Source organism: Microbacterium sp. MAH-37 (assembly GCF_009758255.1).
GTDB lineage: Bacteria > Actinomycetota > Actinomycetes > Actinomycetales > Microbacteriaceae > Microbacterium.
Genome location: NZ_WSEN01000002.1, coordinates 153,199 through 171,496, shown reverse-complemented (window position 1 = coordinate 171,496; position 18,298 = coordinate 153,199). Strand labels below are relative to the sequence as shown.

The window sequence follows — 18,298 nt, the reverse complement described above, 5'->3', positions numbered from 1 at the left end:
TCCCTGGCCGCTTAGCGGGCCTTCTTCTTACCGGCGACGGTGCGCTTCGGGCCCTTGCGGGTACGGGCGTTGGTCTTGGTGCGCTGACCGCGGACCGGGAGACCACGACGGTGGCGGATGCCCTCGTACGAGCCGATCTCGACCTTGCGGCGGATGTCTGCGGCAACCTCGCGGCGAAGGTCACCCTCCACCTTGTAGTTGCCCTCGATGTGGTCGCGGAGTGCGACGAGCTGGTCGTCGGTGAGGTCCTTGACGCGGATCGACTCGTCGATCTCGGTGGCCTTGAGGATCTCGACCGAACGGGTACGGCCGATGCCGTAGATGTACGTGAGGGCGATCACCACGCGCTTGTCGCGCGGGATGTCGACGCCGGCAAGACGTGCCATGCGGTAACTCCTGGAGTGTTGTGGAGGTGTGGAGCAGAATCCTTTCCCGGGCCTCCTACCCGGGGTGTCCCCCGCTTTCGCGGGATCCGACCTGCCTGTTCAGATATTGAGTTGTCCGGCCGCCCCGGAGGGCGCCCCGTTCAGCCCTGGCGCTGCTTGTGGCGCGGGTTGCTCTTGCAGATCACCATGACGCGACCGTGACGACGGATCACGCGGCAGTGGTCGCAGATGGGCTTGACGCTGGGGTTGACCTTCATGTTTCTTCCTGTTCGCTGTCCTCACCGGGCAGGCGCGAGCGCCTGGGGTGTTACTTCTCGACCGATCAGCGGTAGCGGTAGACGATGCGGCCGCGGGTCAGATCGTAGGGCGAGAGCTCCACGACCACGCGGTCCTCGGGGATGATGCGGATGTAGTTCTGCCGCATCTTGCCGGAGATCGTTGCCAGAACCTTGTGCCCGTTGCTGAGCTCAACGCGGAACATCGCGTTGGGAAGAGCCTCGGACACGACGCCCTCGATCTCGATGACACCGTCTTTCTTAGCCATAGCCTCGCTGACGCTTCTGCAGATCGGTCGATCTGCGGTGGATGGATGGGTGGTGCCGGGACACGCCGGATGAAGGCGCAAGGCACCAAAGATCTATGATAGTCCGCTCCGGAGCATCCGGCAAATGCAGAACGCGGATGCGGTGCCGTGGCCCGCATCCGCGTTCTCGCGGGGACGATCAGCCGAGGATCTTGGCGAGCTCCGCGGCGATGTCCTTGTTGTCGAGACGCTTGCCGTTGATGTCGACGGTCGGCGTGCCCTTGACGTCGTGCTTGGTCGTCTGCTCCGTCACGAAGCCCTTGTAGGTGCCGTCCTTGATGCAGGAGGCGGCCTTCTCCGCGCCGGCCTGCTTCGCCAGGTCGGCGAGCTGGTCGTCGGTCAGTCCGGTGCTGCCCTCCGCCGGCTGGTTCTTGAACAGCAGGTTGAAGTAGTCCAGGGTGGCGTCCGGGTTCGCGTCGGCGACGCAGTACACGGATGCCGCGGAGCGGGTCGAGAACTCGGTGCCCTGCGACGCGCGGTCGAGGATCGAGATCGGGTGCAGGTTCAGCGTGATCTTGTCATCCGCCGCCGCCTGCTGGAGGGCCGCACCGTAGGCGTCCTCGAACTGACCGCAGATCGGGCACATGAAGTCGACGTAGGTGTCGACCGTGGTCTCGCCCTTGCCGTAGGTGATCGCGCCGGACTTCTCGTCCACGACCGAGCTCTGCGGCTGGTTGATCGCGTCGGGCGCTGTCGCCTGGTTGTTCAGGTACACCACGACGCCACCGAGGACGACGAGCACCACCACGACCGCGATGGACACTCCGATGGCGAACCAGTTGGTCTTGCTCTTGGCGTTGGCCATTGCATTCCGTTCTGTCTGCAGGGGGCGTCCGCACGCCCGCATCCCCGCAATTCTCCCATCAGACGGCTATGGGCTCCATGTGAATGCATGAAGGTCCCTGGCTTCCCGCCGAGTTCCGCGTGAGACCCCGAGTTCTGCGTGAGACCCACGTGGAGTGCACGGGTCTCACCCCGCTTTCGGGGTCTCGCGCGGAACTCGCGGCAGTTCTCGCGGGCTCGTGCGCAACGTGGCCAGCATTGCGGGTTGCGGAGGGCGGGTCTGGGGCACCCCGGCACCCTTCAGCGCGGTGCACAGCGGCTTCACCTGCATCGCGTCGCTGAGATCCCAGCGACCGAAAGGATGCCCGTGGCGGCGCAGCCTGTCCTCGCGCCGCTTCTCTTCGACCAGTCTCTGCGCGGCCTCCTCCGGATCACCGAGACGATACTTCTGCCAGCCGTCGGACTCACCGATGGCGCTGACCGATCGGAAGTGGAAGTCGACGCGGTCCTCGAAGCCGTCGTAGTGGAACTCGCGCTGCAGCTCCGGCTCTTCGAATCCACTCCAGATGATGACGGCACGACTGACACTCTCGCCTGGCGACTCGGACAATCCATCGGCGTGGTCGCAGACCCATCTCGCACGCGCGATGCCACGCCTGTTCGTCTGCGCGTCGAGCAGGTCGACGACGTCGTCGATCGCGGCGGAGCCGCCCTGGACCGGCGAGATCGCAGCGTCGGCAAGACAGAGCGCCTTCGCGATAGGCAGCACGCGGCAGAGATCCGCCACGGTGTCGATCTGCGACGTGACCAGCGCGCCCCCTACCCGCTCGATGCTCCGCGGATGCTCACTGGTGTGCACCCATACGTCGCCCACCCGACGCGCTTTCTCGCTGCCGTCGGCGAAGACGTGGATGTCACGCGTCTCACCGAACAGAGGAAGCCCGTGGAACACCGCCGCGCTTTCGAGACAGAGCACAGCGTCGGGGTGCGCACGCACGAACGCGTGGACACGGACGGCGTACCGCTTCCACGGCTGCAACTTGTCGTAGGCAGCGCGATCGACGTACACGCCGCGGCGAATACGGCGCCACACCTTCGGAACGAGCCGGATACCCAGCATCCGAGTATCCTGAACGGTCATCAGCGGCAGTGGCGAGACGATCTCGGCACGTTCTGAGAGGAGCAACGACATGCCAGCATCCTGACGTCCATGACCACCCGCTGCCGTCGGCGATCCGCTCATCCGCTCTCGACGTGCACAACAATGTGCAGCGCCCTCACTGTGGAGGAGGAGTCCCCGGTCACCGAGTTCCCGATCGCCGCACGAAACCAACGCTCCGGGCGCGGGTCTCACGCAGAGGTCAAGGTCTCGCAAGAAGGTCGTGCGGAACTCGACGGCTCCTCGCGGCACACCGCCCTGCCCGACCGCGCAACGCACCGCGCGCACAGTAAGGGGCGGGGCGCACGGCCGCATGACGAGACCCCGAATTCTGCGTCAGACCCACGTTCCAGACGCGGGTCTCACGCAGAACTCGGGGTCTCGCGTGAAAGTCGTGCAGCGCTACGGAATCGGGACGGGGGTGACGCCGAAGGGCGCGAGGCCGGCCGCGCCGCCGTCGGGGGCGGTCAGGACCCAGATGCCGCCCTCGTGGCGGGCGATGCTGTGCTCCCAGTGCGAGCCGTCGGAGCCGTCGACGGTCGTGACCGTCCAGTCGTCGTCCTCCACGAAGGTCGCCTCTCCCCCGGCGGTGACCATCGGCTCGATGGCCAGCACCAGACCCGGACGGATCTCGGCACCGGCGTCCGGGGTGCGGTAGTTGAAGACGCTGGGCGACTCGTGCATCTTGCGGCCGATGCCGTGGCCCACGTACTCGCGCAGGATGCCGTACTCCCCCTGCGCCTCGATGTAACCCTGGATGGCCTCGCCGAGCTGGCCGATGTGCGTGGCGGTCGACATGGCGGCGATCCCCGCCCACATCGACCCCTCGGTCACGCGGGAGAGCTCCTCGCGGCGCGCGACGAGCTCGGGCTGCGCGGCATCCGGCACGACGATCGTGATGGCGCTGTCGCCGTTCCAGCCCTGGTACTGCGCTCCGCAGTCGATCGACACGATGTCGCCGGGCTGCAGCACCCGCTCGCCGGGGATGCCGTGCACGACCTGGTCGTTGACCGAGATGCAGGTCGTGTGCCGGTATCCCCGCACGAGCTGGAAGTTCGACTCCGCGCCGCGACCGGTGATGACACGGGATGCCGCAGCATCCAGTTCGGCGGTCGTGACGCCGGGACGCACGAGGGTGCGCACCTCGTCGAGCGCCGCGGCCGTGATCAGGCCGGGCTCGACCATCGACCGGAGTTGAGCCGGCGACTTGTAGATCGAGCGTCGGAACACGTCAGACCAGCACGCGCAGGCCGCGGGCGTCCAGCGCTGCGACGATGCGCTCGGCGATGTCGTCGAGCGAGCCGACGCCGTCGATGCGGTCGACGATGCCACGGGCCTCGTACACCGAGATGATCGGGGCCGTCTCGTGCTCGTAGATGTCCAGGCGGTGCGCGATGGCCTCGTCGGTGTCGTCGGAGCGGCCCTGCTCAGTCGCCCGAAGGCGCAGGCGGGTCAGGCTCTCCTCACGCGGCACGTCCAGCAGGATGACCGCGTCGAGCGCCTGGCCGTGCTCCTGCAGGAACTCGTCCAGGTGCTCGACCTGGTGCGTGTTGCGCGGGTAGCCGTCCAGCAGGAAGCCGTTCGCGGCATCCTCCTGCGACAGGCGGTCGCGCACGATCTCGCTGGTCAGCTCGTCGGGCACCAGGTCGCCGGCATCCAGGATGGCGGTGACCTTCTGACCCAGCTCGGTGCCCGCCTTGATGTTCGCGCGGAAGATGTCGCCGGTGGAGACCACGGGGATCCCGTATGCGGCGGCGATGCGCACGCCCTGCGTGCCCTTGCCGGAGCCCTGCGGGCCCACGATCAGGAGGCGAGCGGTGGACTGTGCGGATGCCGTCATCGGAGGAGCCCTTCGTAATGGCGCTGCTGCAGCTGCGCGTCGATCTGCTTCACGGTCTCGAGCCCGACGCCCACGATGATGAGGATCGAGGCGCCGCCGAACGGGAAGTTCTGGTTGGCCTGGACCGTCGACAGCGCGATCAGCGGGATCAGCGCGATCAGGCCGATGTAGAGCGAGCCGGGGAACGTGATGCGCGTCAGCACGTAGTCGAGGTACTCGGCCGTCGGCCGGCCGGCACGGATGCCGGGGATGAAGCCGCCGTACTTCTTCATGTTGTCCGCGACCTCGACCGGGTTGAACGTGATCGCCACGTAGAAGTAGGTGAAGCCGATGATCAGCAGGAAGTAGACCAGCATGTACAGCGGGCTGTCACCGGTCGTGAAGTGCTGCGAGATCCAGGTGACCCACTCGGGCGGCGCGCTGCCGTCGGTCGGGGTGTTGAACTGCGCGATCAGCATCGGGATGTACAGCAGCGAAGAGGCGAAGATGATCGGGATCACGCCCGCCATGTTCACCTTCAGCGGGATGTACGTGTTCGTGCCGCCGTAGGTGCGACGCCCCACCATGCGCTTGGCGTACTGCACCGGGATGCGGCGCTGCGACTGCTCGACGAAGACGACGAGCGCCATCACGATGATGCCGACGATGAGGACCATGAGGAAGACCTCGAAGCCCTTCGCCTCCCAGATCGCCCACATGGCGGCCGGGAAGGTGGCGGCGATCGACGTGAAGATCAGCAGCGACATGCCGTTGCCGATGCCGCGCTCGGTGACGAGCTCGGCGAACCACATGATCAGGCCGGTGCCGGCGGTCAGCGCGAAGATCATCAGCAGCTGCGCCCACCACACGTCGTTGGTGAGGAGCGCCTGGCAGGACGGATCGCTCGCGGATCCGAACAGCTGCCCGCTGCGTGCGACGGTGACCAGCGTGGTCGACTGCAGCAGCGCGAGCGCGATGGTCAGGTAGCGGGTGTACTGCGTGAGCTTGGCCTGGCCCGCCTGACCCTCCTTGTGGAGCGTCTCGAAGTGCGGGATGACGACGCGCAGCAGCTGCACGATGATCGTCGCGGTGATGTACGGCATGACGCCGAGCGCGAAGATCGACAGCTTGAGCAGGGCCCCGCCGGAGAAGAGGTTGACGAGCCCCAGGAGACCCTCGGTGCCGGCGCTGGCAGCGAGACACGTCTCCACATTGGGGAAGTCCACGAAGGGGGCGGGAACGTTCGAACCCAGGCGGTAGAGGGCGATGATCGCCAGGGTGAAGCCGATCTTCCGCCGCAGGTCGGGCGTGCGGACGATCCGCGCGATAGCGCTGAACAAGAGTTTTCCTCCTGAGTGGGGATGCCGGCCTAGAACTCGCGGCCGAAAGTCCAGGGTAACGCACAGGAGGGGCCGGAGAATCTCCGACCCCTCCTGGTGCTGGTCACCAGACGGTCACTTGATGGAACCGCCGGCGGCGACGATCTTCTGCTCGGCGCTGCCCGAGACCTTGTCGACCGAGACCGTGAGCTTGACGGAGATCTCTCCGTCGCCCAGGACCTTGACCTTCTCGTTCTTGCGAACGGCACCCTTGGCGACCAGGTCGCTGACGGTGACGTCGCCACCGGCCGGGTACAGCTCGGCGAGCTTGTTCAGGTTCACGACCTGGTACTCGACGCGGAACGGGTTCTTGAAGCCGCGGAGCTTCGGGGTGCGCATGTGCAGCGGCATCTGCCCACCCTCGAATCCGACGCGGACGGTGTTGCGGGCCTTGGTGCCCTTGGTGCCGCGGCCGGCGGTCTTGCCCTTGGAGCCCTCACCGCGACCGACACGGGTCTTCGCGGTGTTGGCGCCGGGGACCGGACGCAGGTGGTGCACCTTCAGAACGCCGGGACGCGACGCCGGAGCATCCTTCGTCTCGGTCTTCTTCGCGGGCGCCTTCTTGGCGGCGGGCTTCTTGGCCGGCGCCTTCTTCTCGACCTTCTCGGCCTCGACGGCTTCGTTCTTCTCAGCCATTAGTCGATCTCCTCAACCTTGACGAGGTGAGCGACGGTCCGGACGTAGCCGCGCGTCTGCGCGTCATCGGGACGGACGACCGAGTCGCCGATCTTCTTGAGACCGAGCGAACGCAGCGTGTCGCGCTGGTTCTGCTTCTCGCTCACCTTGGACTTGACCTGGGTCACCTTCAGACGAGCGGCCATCAGGCACCCACCTTCTGTGCGGCGGCGGCCGCAGCGGCCTTCGCCTCGTTGCGGATGATGATCTCCGGCACGACGGCGTCGTAGTCGAGGCCACGACGTGCGGCCACGGCGCGGGGCTCCTCGAGAGCCTTCAGCGCGGTCACGGTCGCGTGCACGATGTTGATCGTGTTCGACGAGCCGAGGGACTTCGACAGGACGTCGTGGATACCGGCGCACTCGAGCACGGCGCGGACCGGACCACCGGCGATGACACCGGTACCGGCGGCAGCCGGACGCAGCAGCACCACACCGGCGGCGGACTCGCCCTGCACCGGGTGCGGGATGGTCGAGCCGACGCGCGGGACGCGGAAGAAGTTGCGCTTGGCCTCTTCGACACCCTTCGAGATCGCCAGGGGGACCTCGCGGGCCTTGCCGTAGCCGACGCCCACCAGACCGTTGCCGTCACCGACGACCACGAGAGCGGTGAAGCTGAAGCGACGACCACCCTTCACGACCTTCGAGACGCGGTTGATGGTGACGACGCGCTCCAGGAACTGGTTGTCGCCACGGTCGCGCGAGTTGCGGTCGCGACCCTGGTTGCGGTCGCCGCGGCCACCGCGACGGTTGTCGCGCTGCTCGCGGGCCGGCTCAGTCGCCTGAGCCTCGGCAGCGGGCTGCTGCTCGGTCACTTCGTTCTCCTTGTTGTCACTCACAGTGCCAGCCCCCCTTCGCGGGCGCCGTCTGCGATCGCTGCGACGCGGCCGGCGTAGCGGTTGCCACCGCGGTCGAACACGACCTCGGAGACGCCCACGGCCTTCGCACGCTCGGCGACGAGCTCGCCGACCTTGCGGGCCTTGGCGGTCTTGTCACCGTCGAAGGTGCGCAGCTCGGTCTCGAGCGTCGATGCGGATGCCACGGTGTGGCCCTTGCTGTCGTCGACCAGCTGCACGAAGACGTGGCGGGCCGAACGGGTGACGACCAGGCGCGGACGCGCCTCGGTGCCGACGATCTTCTTGCGAAGACGGGCGTGACGACGCGCGCGGGCGTCGGACTTCGACTTCACAGCCATGGTTACTTACCAGCCTTTCCGGCCTTGCGACGCACGACCTCGCCGGCGTAGCGCACACCCTTGCCCTTGTACGGCTCCGGCTTGCGGATCTTGCGGATGTTCGCAGCCGCCTCGCCGACGGCCTGCTTGGAGATGCCGCTGACGGTCACCTTGTTGGTGCCCTCCACCGCGAAGGTGATTCCCTCGGGCGGGTCGACCAGCACGGGGTGCGAGAAGCCGAGAGCGAACTCGATCGAGTTGCCCTTCTGCTGCACGCGGTAACCGGTGCCGACGACCTCGAGGCCCTTGGTGTAGCCCTGGGTGACGCCGATGATGTTGTTGTTGATGAGAGTGCGGGTCAGGCCGTGGAGAGACCGCGACTCGCGCTCGTCGTCGGGACGGGAGACCAGAACCTGGTTCTCCTCGACCGCGACCTCGATGGGGCTGGCCACCTGCAGGGTGAGCTCACCCTTGGGGCCCTTCACCGCGACCTCACGGCCGTCGACCGAAACGGTCACGCCCGCGGGGATCTCGATGGGAAGTCGTCCGATACGCGACATTTCAGGTCACCACACGTAGGCGAGAACTTCTCCGCCCACGCCCTTCTGCTCGGCCTGACGGTCGGTGAGAAGACCGGAGGAGGTGGACAGGATGGCGACGCCGAGGCCACCGAGGACCTTGGGAAGCTCAGTGGACTTCGCGTAGACGCGGAGGCCGGGCTTCGAAACGCGCTTGATGCCGGCGATGGAGCGCTCACGGTTGGGACCGTACTTGAGCGACATCGTGAGGGTCTTGCCCACGCGGGCGTCGGTCACCTCGAAGCCGGCGATGTAGCCCTCCTTCTGGAGGATCTCGGCGATGTGCGTCTTCAGCTTGCTCGACGGGAGCGACACGCTGTCGTGGTGCGCCGAGTTCGCGTTGCGCAGACGGGTCAGCATGTCTGCGACCGGGTCTGTCATTGTCATTGTGATTTTCCTTTGTTCATTGAGGTTCCGGCTGCCGTTACACGACAGACGGCCTGCGATGAGCACGCAATCTTCAATTGTACGTGCAATCGGGTGGGCCCGATGACCATGTCATCGAGCCCACCCGAGGACTCACGCCGCGGCGTCGGCGGCCTTGAACGGGAAGCCGAGGTGGCGCAGCAGCGCACGGCCCTCGTCATCCGTCTTGGCCGAGGTCACCACGGTGATGTCGAAACCGCGGACGCGGTCGATCTTGTCCTGGTCGATCTCGTGGAACACGCTCTGCTCCGTGAGACCGAAGGTGTAGTTGCCGTTGCCGTCGAACTGCTGGGCCGACAGTCCGCGGAAGTCGCGGATGCGGGGCAGTGCGAGGTTCACCAGGCGGTCCAGGAACTCCCACGCGCGGTCACCGCGGAGGGTGACGTGCGCGCCGATGGCCTGGCCCTCGCGCAGCTTGAACTGCGCGATCGACTTGCGAGCCTTGGTGACGATCGGCTTCTGACCGGTGATCTTGGTGAGGTCGTCGACCGCACCATCGATCACCTTGGAGTCACGAGCCGCCTCGCCGACGCCGGTGTTGACGACGACCTTGACCAGTCCGGGGATCTGCATGACGTTGACGTAGCCGAACTCGTCCTGCAGGGCCTTCTTGATCTCGGTGTTGTACTTCTGCTTGAGGCGGGGCTGGATCTTGCCAGCCTCCACGGCAGTGGTGTCGCTCATCAGATGTCCTTACCCGACTTCTTCGCGTAGCGCACGCGGACCGTGCGCTTCACGCCGTCCTTCGTCTGCTCCTCGACGCGGTGACCGACGCGGGTCGGCTTCTTGGTCGAGGGGTCGACGAGTGCGACGTTGGAAATGTGGATGGGCGCCTCGACGGTCTCGATGCCACCGGTCTTGGTGCCGCGCTGGGTCTGACCGACGCGGGTGTGCTTCGTGACGTAGTTCACGCCCTCGACGACGACGCGGTTCTGCTCGACGAGGACCTCGAGGACCTTGCCCTGCTTGCCACGGTCGCCGCCCTTGTCCTGCTTGCGGCCGGTGATGACCTCGACGAGGTCGCCCTTCTTGATGTTCGCCATGATCAGATGACCTCCGGGGCGAGCGAGACGATCTTCATGAACTTCTTGTCACGAAGCTCACGACCGACCGGTCCGAAGATGCGGGTGCCGCGGGGCTCCCCGTCAGCCTTCAGGATCACGGCGGCGTTCTCGTCGAACTTGATGTACGAGCCGTCTGCACGACGCGTCTGCTTCTTGGTGCGGACGATGACGGCCTTGACCACATCGCCCTTCTTGACGTTGCCGCCCGGGATCGCGTCCTTGACGGTCGCGACGATCGTGTCACCGAGACCGGCGTAACGGCGGCGCGAGCCACCGAGAACGCGGATGGTGAGCAGCTCCTTCGCGCCGGTGTTGTCGGCGACCTTGAGGCGGGACTCCTGCTGGATCACTTGGCCTTCTCCAGAATCTCCACCAGACGCCAGCGCTTGGTGGCGCTCAGCGGCCGGGTCTCGTTGATGAGGACGAGGTCGCCGATGCCGGCGGTGTTGTTCTCGTCGTGCGCCTTGACCTTCGAGGTGCGGCGGATGACCTTGCCGTACAGCGGGTGCTTCACGCGGTCCTCGACCTCGACGACGATGGTCTTGTCCATCTTGTCGCTGACGACGTAACCACGGCGCGCCTTGCGGTACCCGCGGGCCTCGGCCTCGACGGCCGGGGTGGCTTCAGCAGCCTTCTTCTCAGCCATTACTCGGCCTCCTCCTTCGGCGCCTCAGCCTCTTCGGCCTTCTTCGCCTTCGCCTTGGACGCCTTCTTCGCCGGCGCCTCGACCGGAGCCGGCGTCGCACGGATGCCGAGCTCGCGCTCACGGATGACGGTGTAGAGGCGCGCGATGTCGCGCTTCACGGTGCGGATGCGGCCGTGGCTCTCCAGCTGGCCGGTGGCCGACTGGAAACGGAGGTTGAACAGCTCCTCCTTGGCCTTGCGCAGCTCCTCGACGAGGCGCTGGTCTTCGAACGTGTCGAGCTCTGCCGGAGCGAGCTCCTTGGTGCCGATCGCCATTACGCGTCGCCCTCCTCGCGCTTGATGATGCGTGCCTTGAGAGGCAGCTTGTGGATTGCTCGGGTGAGGGCCTCGCGTGCGAGCTCCTCGTTCACGCCCGCGACCTCGAAGAGGACGCGACCCGGCTTGACGTTGGCGACCCACCACTCGGGGGAACCCTTACCGGAACCCATGCGGGTCTCAGCAGGCTTCTTGGTGAGCGGACGGTCGGGGTAGATGTTGATCCACACCTTTCCACCACGCTTGATGTGACGGGTCATCGCGATACGAGCTGCCTCGATCTGACGGTTGGTCACGTAGGCGGGGGTGAGAGCCTGGATACCGAACTCGCCGAAGGAGACCTTCGTGCCACCGGTGGCCTGACCCGTGCGCTTCGGGTGGTGCTGCTTGCGGTACTTGACCTTACGAGGGATAAGCATCAGGCAGACGCTCCTTCTGCGACGGGAGCCTCGTTGCGACGGTCACCGCGGTCGCCACGGGGGCCACGACGGTCGCCACGCTCGCGCGAAGGCTTCTGGTTGGCCTGCTCACGAGCAAGCTCCTTGTTGGTGAGGTCGCCCTTGTAGATCCAGACCTTCACGCCGATGCGGCCGAAGGTGGTCTTGGCCTCGTAGAAGCCGTAGTCGATGTTCGCGCGCAGCGTGTGCAGCGGCACACGACCCTCGCGGTAGAACTCCGAGCGGCTCATCTCCGCGCCGCCGAGGCGGCCGGAGACCTGGATGCGGATGCCCTTGGCGCCGGCGCGCTGAGCGCCCTGCAGACCCTTGCGCATCGCGCGACGGAACGCCACGCGAGCAGAGAGCTGCTCGGCGATGCCCTGCGCGACCAGCTGAGCGTCGGCCTCGGGGTTCTTGACCTCGAGGATGTTCAGCTGGATCTGCTTGCCGGTGAGCTTCTCGAGGTCGGCGCGGATGCGCTCGGCCTCGGCGCCGCGGCGGCCGATGACGATACCCGGACGAGCGGTGTGGATGTCCACACGCACGCGGTCACGGGTGCGCTCGATCTCGATGCCGGACACACCGGCACGGTCGAGCTGCGTCTGCAGCAGCTTGCGGATCTTGATGTCCTCGGCGACGTAGTCGGCGTAACGCTGGCCGGGCTTCGTCGAGTCCGAGAACCAACGCGACACGTGGTCGGTCGTGATGCCGAGGCGGAAGCCGTACGGGTTGACCTTCTGGCCCATTACTTGCTCGCCTTCTTCGTCTCGGCGGCCGGAGCCGCCTCGGCGACCTCGGGGGTCGCCAGCACGACCGTGATGTGGCTCGTGCGCTTCTTGATCTGGAAAGCACGACCCTGGGCGCGGGGCTGGAAACGCTTGAGCGTCGTGCCCTCGTCGACGTACGCGTTCTTCACGTACAGGTCCTGCTCGTCGAGGTACTCGCCGTCACGATCAGCCTTCACCTGCGCGTTGGCCATGGCCGACGCGACAAGCTTGTAGATCGGCTCGCTGGCGCTCTGCGGAGCGAACTTCAGGATGGCCAGGGCCTCCTGAGCCTGCTTGCCCTTGATGAGCGCGACGACACGACGAGCCTTCTGAGGGGTCACGCGGATGTGTCGCACACGTGCGATGGACTCCACCATTTCTCTCTCCTCTGTCTCTCAGACAGTCGCCGCGTCAGCGGCGACGGCCCTTCTTGTCGTCCTTCTCGTGGCCGCGGAAGGTGCGGGTGGGCGCGAACTCGCCCAGCTTGTGGCCGACCATGGTCTCGGTCACGAACACGGGGATGTGCTTGCGACCGTCGTGGACGGCGATGGTGTGTCCCAGCATGGCGGGGATGATCATCGACCGGCGCGACCAGGTCTTGATGACGTTCTTCGTACCGGCTTCGTTCTGACCGATCACCTTGCGAAGCAGGTGCTCGTCGACGAAGGGGCCCTTCTTCAGACTGCGTGGCATCTTCCTCTACTCCTACTTGCGCTTCTTGCCAGCGGTACGGCGACGCACGATGTACTTGTCGCTTTCCTTGTTGGCGTGACGGGTGCGGCCCTCAGCCTGGCCCCACGGGGAGACGGGGTGACGTCCACCGGAGGTCTTGCCCTCACCACCACCGTGCGGGTGGTCGACCGGGTTCATGGCGACACCACGGACGGTCGGGCGGATGCCCTTCCAGCGGTTGCGGCCGGCCTTGCCCCAGTTGATGTTCGACTGCTCGGCGTTGCCGACCTCGCCGATCGTCGCACGGCAGCGCGCGTCGACGTTGCGGATCTCGCCCGAGGGCAGACGCAGCTGAGCGTAGGGGCCGTCCTTCGCGACCAGACGCACGGAGGCGCCGGCCGAACGGGCCATCTTCGCACCGCCGCCGGGACGCAGCTCGATCGCGTGGATCACGGTACCGGTGGGGATGTTCTTCAGCGGCAGGTTGTTGCCCGGCTTGATGTCGGCCGAGGGACCCGACTCGACGATGTCGCCCTGCTTCAGCTTGTTCGGCGCGATGATGTAGCGCTTCTCGCCGTCGAAGTAGTGCAGCAGCGCGATGCGCGCGGTGCGGTTGGGGTCGTACTCGATGTGCGCGACCTTGGCGTTGATGCCGTCCTTGTCATTGCGACGGAAGTCGATGACGCGGTACTGACGCTTGTGGCCACCACCGATGTGACGGGTGGTGATGCGGCCCTGGTTGTTGCGGCCACCGGTCTTGCTCAGCGGACGCAGCAGCGACTTCTCCGGCGTCGATCGGGTGATCTCGGCGAAGTCGGCCACAGACGAACCGCGGCGACCAGGGGTCGTGGGCTTGTACTTGCGAATAGCCATGTTTAGTCCTTATCCCCCGGTCAGCCGACTGCCGTGAAGATGTCGATGGTGCCGGACTTCAGCGTGACGATGGCGCGCTTGGTGTCCTTGCGCTTGCCGGTGCCGAAGCGGGTGCGGCGGGCCTTGCCGGCGCGGTTGAGAGTGTTCACCGCGGCGACCTTGACGCCGAAGATCTTCTCGATGGCGAGCTTGATCTCGGTCTTCGAGGCGCGGGTGTCCACGTAGAACGTGTACTTGCCCTCGTCGATCAGGCCGTAGCTCTTCTCGGAGACCACCGGGCCCAGGATGATGTCGCGCGGGTCCTTGTTGAAGGCCGCGGAGAGGGCGCTTGCCTGCTCGGTCATGCCGAGACCTCCTCGGTTGCGCCGGTCTTCGAGGCGATGAAGCCCTCGAGAGCGGCCTGGGTGAAGACGATGTCGTCGGCGACGAGCACGTCATAGGCGTTCAGCTGGTCGAACGTCAGCACGTGCACCTCGGAGAGGTTGCGCACGCTGAGCAGCGTCAGGTCGTCGCCGCGCTCGGTGACGATCAGGACGTTCTTCGACGGCGAGACCTGCGCGATCAGCGCTGCCGCGGCCTTGGTCGAGGGCGTGCCCTCGATGCCGAAGTTCTCGACGGCGTGCAGACGCTCACCGCGGAAGCGGTCGCTCAGCGCACCCAGCAGGGCGGCGGCGATCATCTTCTTGGGGGTGCGCTGCGAGTAGTCGCGCGGCTTCGGTCCGTGCACGATGCCACCACCGGTCATGTGCGGCGCGCGGATCGAACCCTGACGGGCGTTACCCGTGCCCTTCTGCTTGAAGGGCTTGCGGCCGGCACCGGAGACCTCACCGCGACGCTTGGTCGAGTGGGTGCCCTGGCGAGCCGCCGCGAGCTGCGCGACGACGACCTGGTGGATGAGCGGGATGTTCGTCTTGACGTCGAACAGCGCGGCAGGCAGCTCGATCGAGCCGGCCTTCTTGCCGTCTGCCTTCAGGACGTCGAGCGCGAGAGTCGAGTCAGCCATGTTCAGGCACCCTTCACTGCGTTGCGGACGTAGACGATGCGGCCGCGAGCACCGGGGACGGCGCCCTTGACGAGCATGAGTCCCTTCTCGGCGTCGATGGCGTGCACCTTCAGGTTGAGGACGGTGACGCGCTCGCCACCCATGCGACCGGCCATACGCATGCCCTTGAACACGCGGCTCGGGGTTGCCGAGGCGCCGATCGAGCCGGGCTTGCGGTGGTTGCGGTGCGCACCGTGCGAGGCGGAGACGCCCTTGAAGTTGTGGCGCTTCATGACACCGGCGAAGCCCTTGCCCTTGCTCGTGCCGACGACGTCGACGAGCTGGCCGGCCTCGAAGGTGCCGTCGACCGTGAGCTCCTGACCGAGTGAGTAGTCAGCAGCATCCGCAGTGCGGATCTCGGTGACGTGGCGGCGCGGCGTGACGCCGGCGGCCTCGAAGTGCTTCGCGAGCGGCTGGGTGACCTTGCGGGGGTCGATCTGGCCGTAGGCGATCTGAACGGCGTTGTAGCCGTCCTTCTCGGGCGTGCGGACCTGCGTGACCACGTTCGGGGCGATCTCGATCACGGTGACGGGAACGAGCTTGCCGTTCTCGTCCCAGACCTGAGTCATGCCGAGCTTGGTGCCGAGCAGGGCCTTGGAAACCTTGTTGTTGATGTCAACCATGTCGAACCTCAGAGCTTGATCTCGATGTTGACATCGGCCGGCAGGTCGAGACGCATCAGCGAGTCGACAGCCTTCGGCGTCGGGTCGACGATGTCGATCAGACGCTTGTGGGTGCGCATCTCGAAGTGCTCGCGGCTGTCCTTGTACTTGTGCGGCGAACGGATCACTGCGATCACGTTCTTCTCCGTCGGAAGGGGCACGGGGCCCACGACGGTCGCGCCCGCACGGGTCACGGTGTCGACGATCTTGCGTGCCGACGAGTCGATCACCTCGTGGTCATACGACTTCAGGCGAATGCGGATCTTCTGTCCCGCCATTTGTCTGCTCACTCTCTATAAGCGTCTTACCTCACCGGGCCAGGTGGACCCGGGGGCATTGGACGCACGTCGGCGCTGTTGCGCCTGGCGCTTGCGCACCCTGTTCTCTTTTCACACGGAAGACGCCGGCATCGGGTGCCCGCGTCTTCGAGTAGGAGATGTTCTGCTGCCCGCGGCCTAGATCCCTGCACGCCGAATCACGAGGATCGGATGCCGTCTATGCACTGCCTGGCAGTGATCCCGCGCAGAGCGCAGGAATGTGGAACCTGTCTATTCTGCCATGCCGGATTCGACTACTGCAAACCCGGGCGTGTCGCGCGTCGTTCCGCGGTTCACGCTTCGGTCCCTCACTGCTTGATCGCGTGGAAGACGAAAGGCTGAGCGACGATGACCGGATCCGTGCAGCCTGGCACAAGAACGGTGACGTTGCCTGTGATGTCCCGGTCGGACGCTCCCTGCGTGTTGAAGCTGACGGCGAAGTCCATGAATGTCGCGTCGGCATTGCCCGTCACAGTGAGGGTGGCGGTCGCGGGATCGTAACTCGGAGAGCAGTTGTGCGCGTCAGTCGTCGTCTTGACCTCGTCGGGATCGTCGAACTTCACGAGGACCACGGCCCCCTGCACGGACACCGGATCGCCGCAATGGGTGATCGCGATCGTGTCCTTGTACTGCCACGCTCCGGTCTCCTTCTCGAGCGTCTGCGTGATCGCGTAGTCCTCGCAGTCGACACACCCGCTTGCCGCCCGGGCCGGAACGGCGACTGCGACGGCTGCGACCGGCACCGACCACGCCGCGCCCTTGAGCACCGTGCGACGCCGCACCCCCGTACTCGTGTCTTCCCCAGTCATGAGCCGAGTCTTTCACAGCCCACCCGGAGATGCGAAAACGGCGGGATGCCGCAGCATCCCGCCGTTCCGGAGGAGTCACTCGTGACCGACGGCCTTGTCGAGGTTGCCCCGCACCTCGTCGATCTTGCCTGCCTGGTCCTCGGGAAGGATCTTCTTCGCGAGCCCCGCGAGAGTGTCCAGGACGTTGTCGCTGATCCCCTCGGCCTGCTCGCTCTTCAGAGCCTCGTCGACCTTGTCCTTGTTCTCCTCGTAGAACGTCTTGGCCTTGGCGAGGGCGTCGTCCGCAGCGCCGCCGAGCTTGTCGGCGTTCTGCTCGAAGAACTCCTTCACCTTGTTCACCGCGTCCGCGGCCTGATTCTCGTCTGCCATGGTGGGCTCCCCTCCAGGTCGGTTCACCGGCGGACGCCGGCCACGGCCATTCTGCCGGTCGCCGCAGGAATTGGGAACCCCGGGCATGACAAAGGGGCCGGACCCGTAGGTCCGACCCCTCCGATCTCAGAGAGAGATTACTTCACGATCTTCGTGACCGTGCCGGCGCCGACGGTGCGGCCACCCTCACGGATCGCGAAGCCGAGGCCCTCCTCCATGGCGATCGGCTGGATCAGCTCGACCGACATGTCGGTGGTGTCACCGGGCATGACCATCTCGGTGCCCTCGGGCAGCGAGATGACGCCGGTGACGTCGGTGGTGCGGAAGTAGAACTGCGGGCGGTAGTTCGTGTAGAAGGGGTTGTGGCGGCCACCCTCGTTCTTGTTGAGGATGTACGCGGTGCCCTCGAACTCCGTGTGCGGGGTGATCGAGCCCGGCTTCACGACGACCTGGCCGCGCTCGACGTCCTCGCGCTTGGTGCCGCGGAGCAGCAGACCGCAGTTCTCGCCGGCCCATGCCTCGTCGAGCTGCTTGTGGAACATCTCGATACCGGTGACCGTGGTCTTCTGCGTCGGGCGCAGGCCCACGATCTCGACCTCGGAGTTGATCGCCAGGGTGCCGCGCTCGGCGCGACCGGTGACGACGGTGCCACGACCGGTGATCGTGAAGACGTCCTCGATCGGCATCAGGAACGGCTTGTCGCGGTCACGCACCGGGTCCGGAACGTGCTCGTCGACGGCGTTCATCAGCTCGACGATCGACTCGACCCACTTCTCGTCGCCCTCGAGAGCCTTCAGGCCCGAGACGCGGACGACAGGAGCGTTATCACCGTCGAAGTCGTTCTTGGAGAGCTCCTCGCGGACCTCCATCTCGACGAGCTCGAGGATCTCCTCGTCGTCGACCATGTCGGACTTGTTCAGCGCGACCAGCAGGTAGGGGACGCCGACCTGCTTGGCGAGCAGGATGTGCTCCTTGGTCTGCGCCATCATGCCGTCGGTGGCGGCGACCACGAGGATCGCGCCGTCCATCTGAGCGGCACCGGTGATCATGTTCTTGATGTAGTCGGCGTGACCCGGCGCGTCGACGTGAGCGTAGTGACGCTTCGGGGTCTCGTACTCGACGTGCGAGATGTTGATCGTGATACCGCGCTGACGCTCCTCCGGAGCGGAGTCGATGGTCGAGAAGTCACGAACGACGTTGACGTCGGACGGGTACTTGTCGGCGAGCACCTTCGAGATCGCAGCGGTGAGCGTGGTCTTGCCGTGGTCGACGTGACCGATCGTTCCGATGTTGACGTGCGGCTTGGTCCGCTCGAACTTGGCCTTGGCCACTTGGTCCTCCTCAGGACGTTCGTGTAGAGATCGC

The 18,298-nt window shown here is 66.0% G+C and carries 31 protein-coding genes; all 31 read right to left on the bottom strand.

Features of this window, described 5'->3' with window-relative positions; translation table 11 throughout:
* Positions 1 to 11: 11 nt before the first annotated feature.
* Positions 12 to 386, bottom strand: coding sequence for a 30S ribosomal protein S13 (gene rpsM / locus GON06_RS01350; protein ID WP_116241763.1), 375 nt, complete (start codon positions 384 to 386; stop codon positions 12 to 14).
* Between the two features lie 140 nt (positions 387 to 526).
* Entirely contained in the window at positions 527 to 643 is a 117-nt protein-coding gene (gene rpmJ, locus GON06_RS01345; protein WP_071644008.1) for a 50S ribosomal protein L36, read from the bottom strand.
* A gap of 65 nt (positions 644 to 708) precedes the next feature.
* Entirely contained in the window at positions 709 to 930 is a 222-nt protein-coding gene (gene infA, locus GON06_RS01340; RefSeq protein WP_018171468.1) for a translation initiation factor IF-1, read from the bottom strand.
* A 178-nt stretch (positions 931 to 1,108) separates the two neighbouring features.
* The gene (locus tag GON06_RS01335) at positions 1,109 to 1,774 is read right to left on the bottom strand and encodes a DsbA family protein (RefSeq protein ID WP_157310502.1); all 666 of its coding nucleotides are present in this window, start codon (positions 1,772 to 1,774) and stop codon (positions 1,109 to 1,111) included.
* A gap of 165 nt (positions 1,775 to 1,939) precedes the next feature.
* Positions 1,940 to 3,190, bottom strand: a complete 1,251-nt coding sequence (locus GON06_RS01330) for a hypothetical protein (protein WP_332837055.1) — start codon at positions 3,188 to 3,190, stop codon at positions 1,940 to 1,942.
* Positions 3,191 to 3,313: 123 nt separating this feature from the next.
* Positions 3,314 to 4,141 carry a type I methionyl aminopeptidase gene (map, locus tag GON06_RS01325; protein ID WP_332837054.1) on the bottom strand — a complete coding sequence of 276 codons (828 nt, stop codon included), beginning with the start codon at positions 4,139 to 4,141 and terminating at the stop codon, positions 3,314 to 3,316.
* A gap of 1 nt (position 4,142) precedes the next feature.
* The gene (locus GON06_RS01320) at positions 4,143 to 4,751 is read right to left on the bottom strand and encodes an adenylate kinase (RefSeq protein ID WP_157310500.1); all 609 of its coding nucleotides are present in this window, start codon (positions 4,749 to 4,751) and stop codon (positions 4,143 to 4,145) included.
* Positions 4,748 to 6,070, bottom strand: a complete 1,323-nt coding sequence (gene secY, locus GON06_RS01315) for a preprotein translocase subunit SecY (protein ID WP_157310499.1) — start codon at positions 6,068 to 6,070, stop codon at positions 4,748 to 4,750. The genes GON06_RS01320 and secY overlap by 4 nt, the downstream gene beginning before the upstream one ends.
* 114 nt (positions 6,071 to 6,184) lie before the next feature.
* A complete protein-coding gene (gene rplO / locus GON06_RS01310; protein WP_157310498.1) occupies positions 6,185 to 6,745 on the bottom strand; it encodes a 50S ribosomal protein L15 in 561 nt (186 codons plus the stop codon).
* Positions 6,745 to 6,930, bottom strand: coding sequence for a 50S ribosomal protein L30 (gene rpmD, locus GON06_RS01305; protein WP_157310497.1), 186 nt, complete (start codon positions 6,928 to 6,930; stop codon positions 6,745 to 6,747). Before rpmD ends, rplO begins: the two co-directional genes overlap by 1 nt.
* Complete coding sequence (gene rpsE / locus GON06_RS18915) at positions 6,930 to 7,622, bottom strand: 30S ribosomal protein S5 (RefSeq protein ID WP_116241755.1); 693 nt, start codon at positions 7,620 to 7,622, stop codon at positions 6,930 to 6,932. The genes rpmD and rpsE overlap by 1 nt, the downstream gene beginning before the upstream one ends.
* Positions 7,619 to 7,978, bottom strand: a complete 360-nt coding sequence (rplR, locus tag GON06_RS01295; protein WP_116241754.1) for a 50S ribosomal protein L18 — start codon at positions 7,976 to 7,978, stop codon at positions 7,619 to 7,621. Before rplR ends, rpsE begins: the two co-directional genes overlap by 4 nt.
* A 2-nt stretch (positions 7,979 to 7,980) precedes the next feature.
* Complete coding sequence (rplF, locus tag GON06_RS01290; RefSeq protein WP_157310496.1) at positions 7,981 to 8,517, bottom strand: 50S ribosomal protein L6; 537 nt, start codon at positions 8,515 to 8,517, stop codon at positions 7,981 to 7,983.
* Positions 8,518 to 8,523: 6 nt separating this feature from the next.
* Positions 8,524 to 8,922 carry a 30S ribosomal protein S8 gene (rpsH, locus tag GON06_RS01285; RefSeq protein WP_116241752.1) on the bottom strand — a complete coding sequence of 133 codons (399 nt, stop codon included), beginning with the start codon at positions 8,920 to 8,922 and terminating at the stop codon, positions 8,524 to 8,526.
* Positions 8,923 to 9,054: 132 nt separating this feature from the next.
* Positions 9,055 to 9,645 (bottom strand): 50S ribosomal protein L5, encoded by a 591-nt coding sequence (gene rplE / locus GON06_RS01280; protein WP_116241751.1) that lies wholly within the window; start codon positions 9,643 to 9,645, stop codon positions 9,055 to 9,057.
* Entirely contained in the window at positions 9,645 to 10,004 is a 360-nt protein-coding gene (gene rplX, locus GON06_RS01275) for a 50S ribosomal protein L24 (protein WP_116241750.1), read from the bottom strand. Before rplX ends, rplE begins: the two co-directional genes overlap by 1 nt.
* 2 nt (positions 10,005 to 10,006) lie before the next feature.
* Positions 10,007 to 10,375 carry a 50S ribosomal protein L14 gene (gene rplN / locus GON06_RS01270; RefSeq protein ID WP_116241749.1) on the bottom strand — a complete coding sequence of 123 codons (369 nt, stop codon included), beginning with the start codon at positions 10,373 to 10,375 and terminating at the stop codon, positions 10,007 to 10,009.
* Positions 10,372 to 10,671: a 30S ribosomal protein S17 gene (gene rpsQ, locus GON06_RS01265; RefSeq protein ID WP_157310495.1), complete on the bottom strand. Its 300-nt coding sequence runs from the start codon at positions 10,669 to 10,671 to the stop codon at positions 10,372 to 10,374. Before rpsQ ends, rplN begins: the two co-directional genes overlap by 4 nt.
* Positions 10,671 to 10,985 carry a 50S ribosomal protein L29 gene (rpmC, locus tag GON06_RS18910; RefSeq protein ID WP_116241747.1) on the bottom strand — a complete coding sequence of 105 codons (315 nt, stop codon included), beginning with the start codon at positions 10,983 to 10,985 and terminating at the stop codon, positions 10,671 to 10,673. Before rpmC ends, rpsQ begins: the two co-directional genes overlap by 1 nt.
* Positions 10,985 to 11,404 carry a 50S ribosomal protein L16 gene (rplP, locus tag GON06_RS01255; protein WP_157310494.1) on the bottom strand — a complete coding sequence of 140 codons (420 nt, stop codon included), beginning with the start codon at positions 11,402 to 11,404 and terminating at the stop codon, positions 10,985 to 10,987. Before rplP ends, rpmC begins: the two co-directional genes overlap by 1 nt.
* Positions 11,404 to 12,168, bottom strand: a complete 765-nt coding sequence (gene rpsC / locus GON06_RS01250) for a 30S ribosomal protein S3 (protein ID WP_116241745.1) — start codon at positions 12,166 to 12,168, stop codon at positions 11,404 to 11,406. The genes rplP and rpsC overlap by 1 nt, the downstream gene beginning before the upstream one ends.
* Positions 12,168 to 12,566 carry a 50S ribosomal protein L22 gene (gene rplV, locus GON06_RS01245; RefSeq protein ID WP_116241744.1) on the bottom strand — a complete coding sequence of 133 codons (399 nt, stop codon included), beginning with the start codon at positions 12,564 to 12,566 and terminating at the stop codon, positions 12,168 to 12,170. The genes rpsC and rplV overlap by 1 nt, the downstream gene beginning before the upstream one ends.
* A 34-nt stretch (positions 12,567 to 12,600) precedes the next feature.
* Positions 12,601 to 12,882, bottom strand: a complete 282-nt coding sequence (gene rpsS, locus GON06_RS01240; protein WP_116241743.1) for a 30S ribosomal protein S19 — start codon at positions 12,880 to 12,882, stop codon at positions 12,601 to 12,603.
* Positions 12,883 to 12,894: 12 nt separating this feature from the next.
* Positions 12,895 to 13,734: a 50S ribosomal protein L2 gene (gene rplB, locus GON06_RS01235; protein WP_157310493.1), complete on the bottom strand. Its 840-nt coding sequence runs from the start codon at positions 13,732 to 13,734 to the stop codon at positions 12,895 to 12,897.
* A 20-nt stretch (positions 13,735 to 13,754) separates the two neighbouring features.
* Complete coding sequence (gene rplW, locus GON06_RS01230) at positions 13,755 to 14,078, bottom strand: 50S ribosomal protein L23 (RefSeq protein ID WP_116241741.1); 324 nt, start codon at positions 14,076 to 14,078, stop codon at positions 13,755 to 13,757.
* Entirely contained in the window at positions 14,075 to 14,737 is a 663-nt protein-coding gene (rplD, locus tag GON06_RS01225) for a 50S ribosomal protein L4 (protein WP_157310492.1), read from the bottom strand. Before rplD ends, rplW begins: the two co-directional genes overlap by 4 nt.
* Before the next feature lie 2 nt (positions 14,738 to 14,739).
* Entirely contained in the window at positions 14,740 to 15,399 is a 660-nt protein-coding gene (rplC, locus tag GON06_RS01220) for a 50S ribosomal protein L3 (RefSeq protein WP_116241739.1), read from the bottom strand.
* An 8-nt stretch (positions 15,400 to 15,407) separates the two neighbouring features.
* Positions 15,408 to 15,716 (bottom strand): 30S ribosomal protein S10, encoded by a 309-nt coding sequence (gene rpsJ, locus GON06_RS01215; protein ID WP_106816553.1) that lies wholly within the window; start codon positions 15,714 to 15,716, stop codon positions 15,408 to 15,410.
* A 347-nt stretch (positions 15,717 to 16,063) separates the two neighbouring features.
* Complete coding sequence (locus GON06_RS01210; protein WP_157310491.1) at positions 16,064 to 16,564, bottom strand: hypothetical protein; 501 nt, start codon at positions 16,562 to 16,564, stop codon at positions 16,064 to 16,066.
* A gap of 75 nt (positions 16,565 to 16,639) precedes the next feature.
* Complete coding sequence (locus GON06_RS01205; protein ID WP_232528024.1) at positions 16,640 to 16,933, bottom strand: antitoxin; 294 nt, start codon at positions 16,931 to 16,933, stop codon at positions 16,640 to 16,642.
* Positions 16,934 to 17,070: 137 nt separating this feature from the next.
* On the bottom strand, positions 17,071 to 18,264 hold the full coding sequence (tuf, locus tag GON06_RS01200) for an elongation factor Tu (RefSeq protein ID WP_332837053.1): 1,194 nt from the start codon (positions 18,262 to 18,264) through the stop codon (positions 17,071 to 17,073).
* Positions 18,265 to 18,298 lie beyond the last annotated feature (34 nt).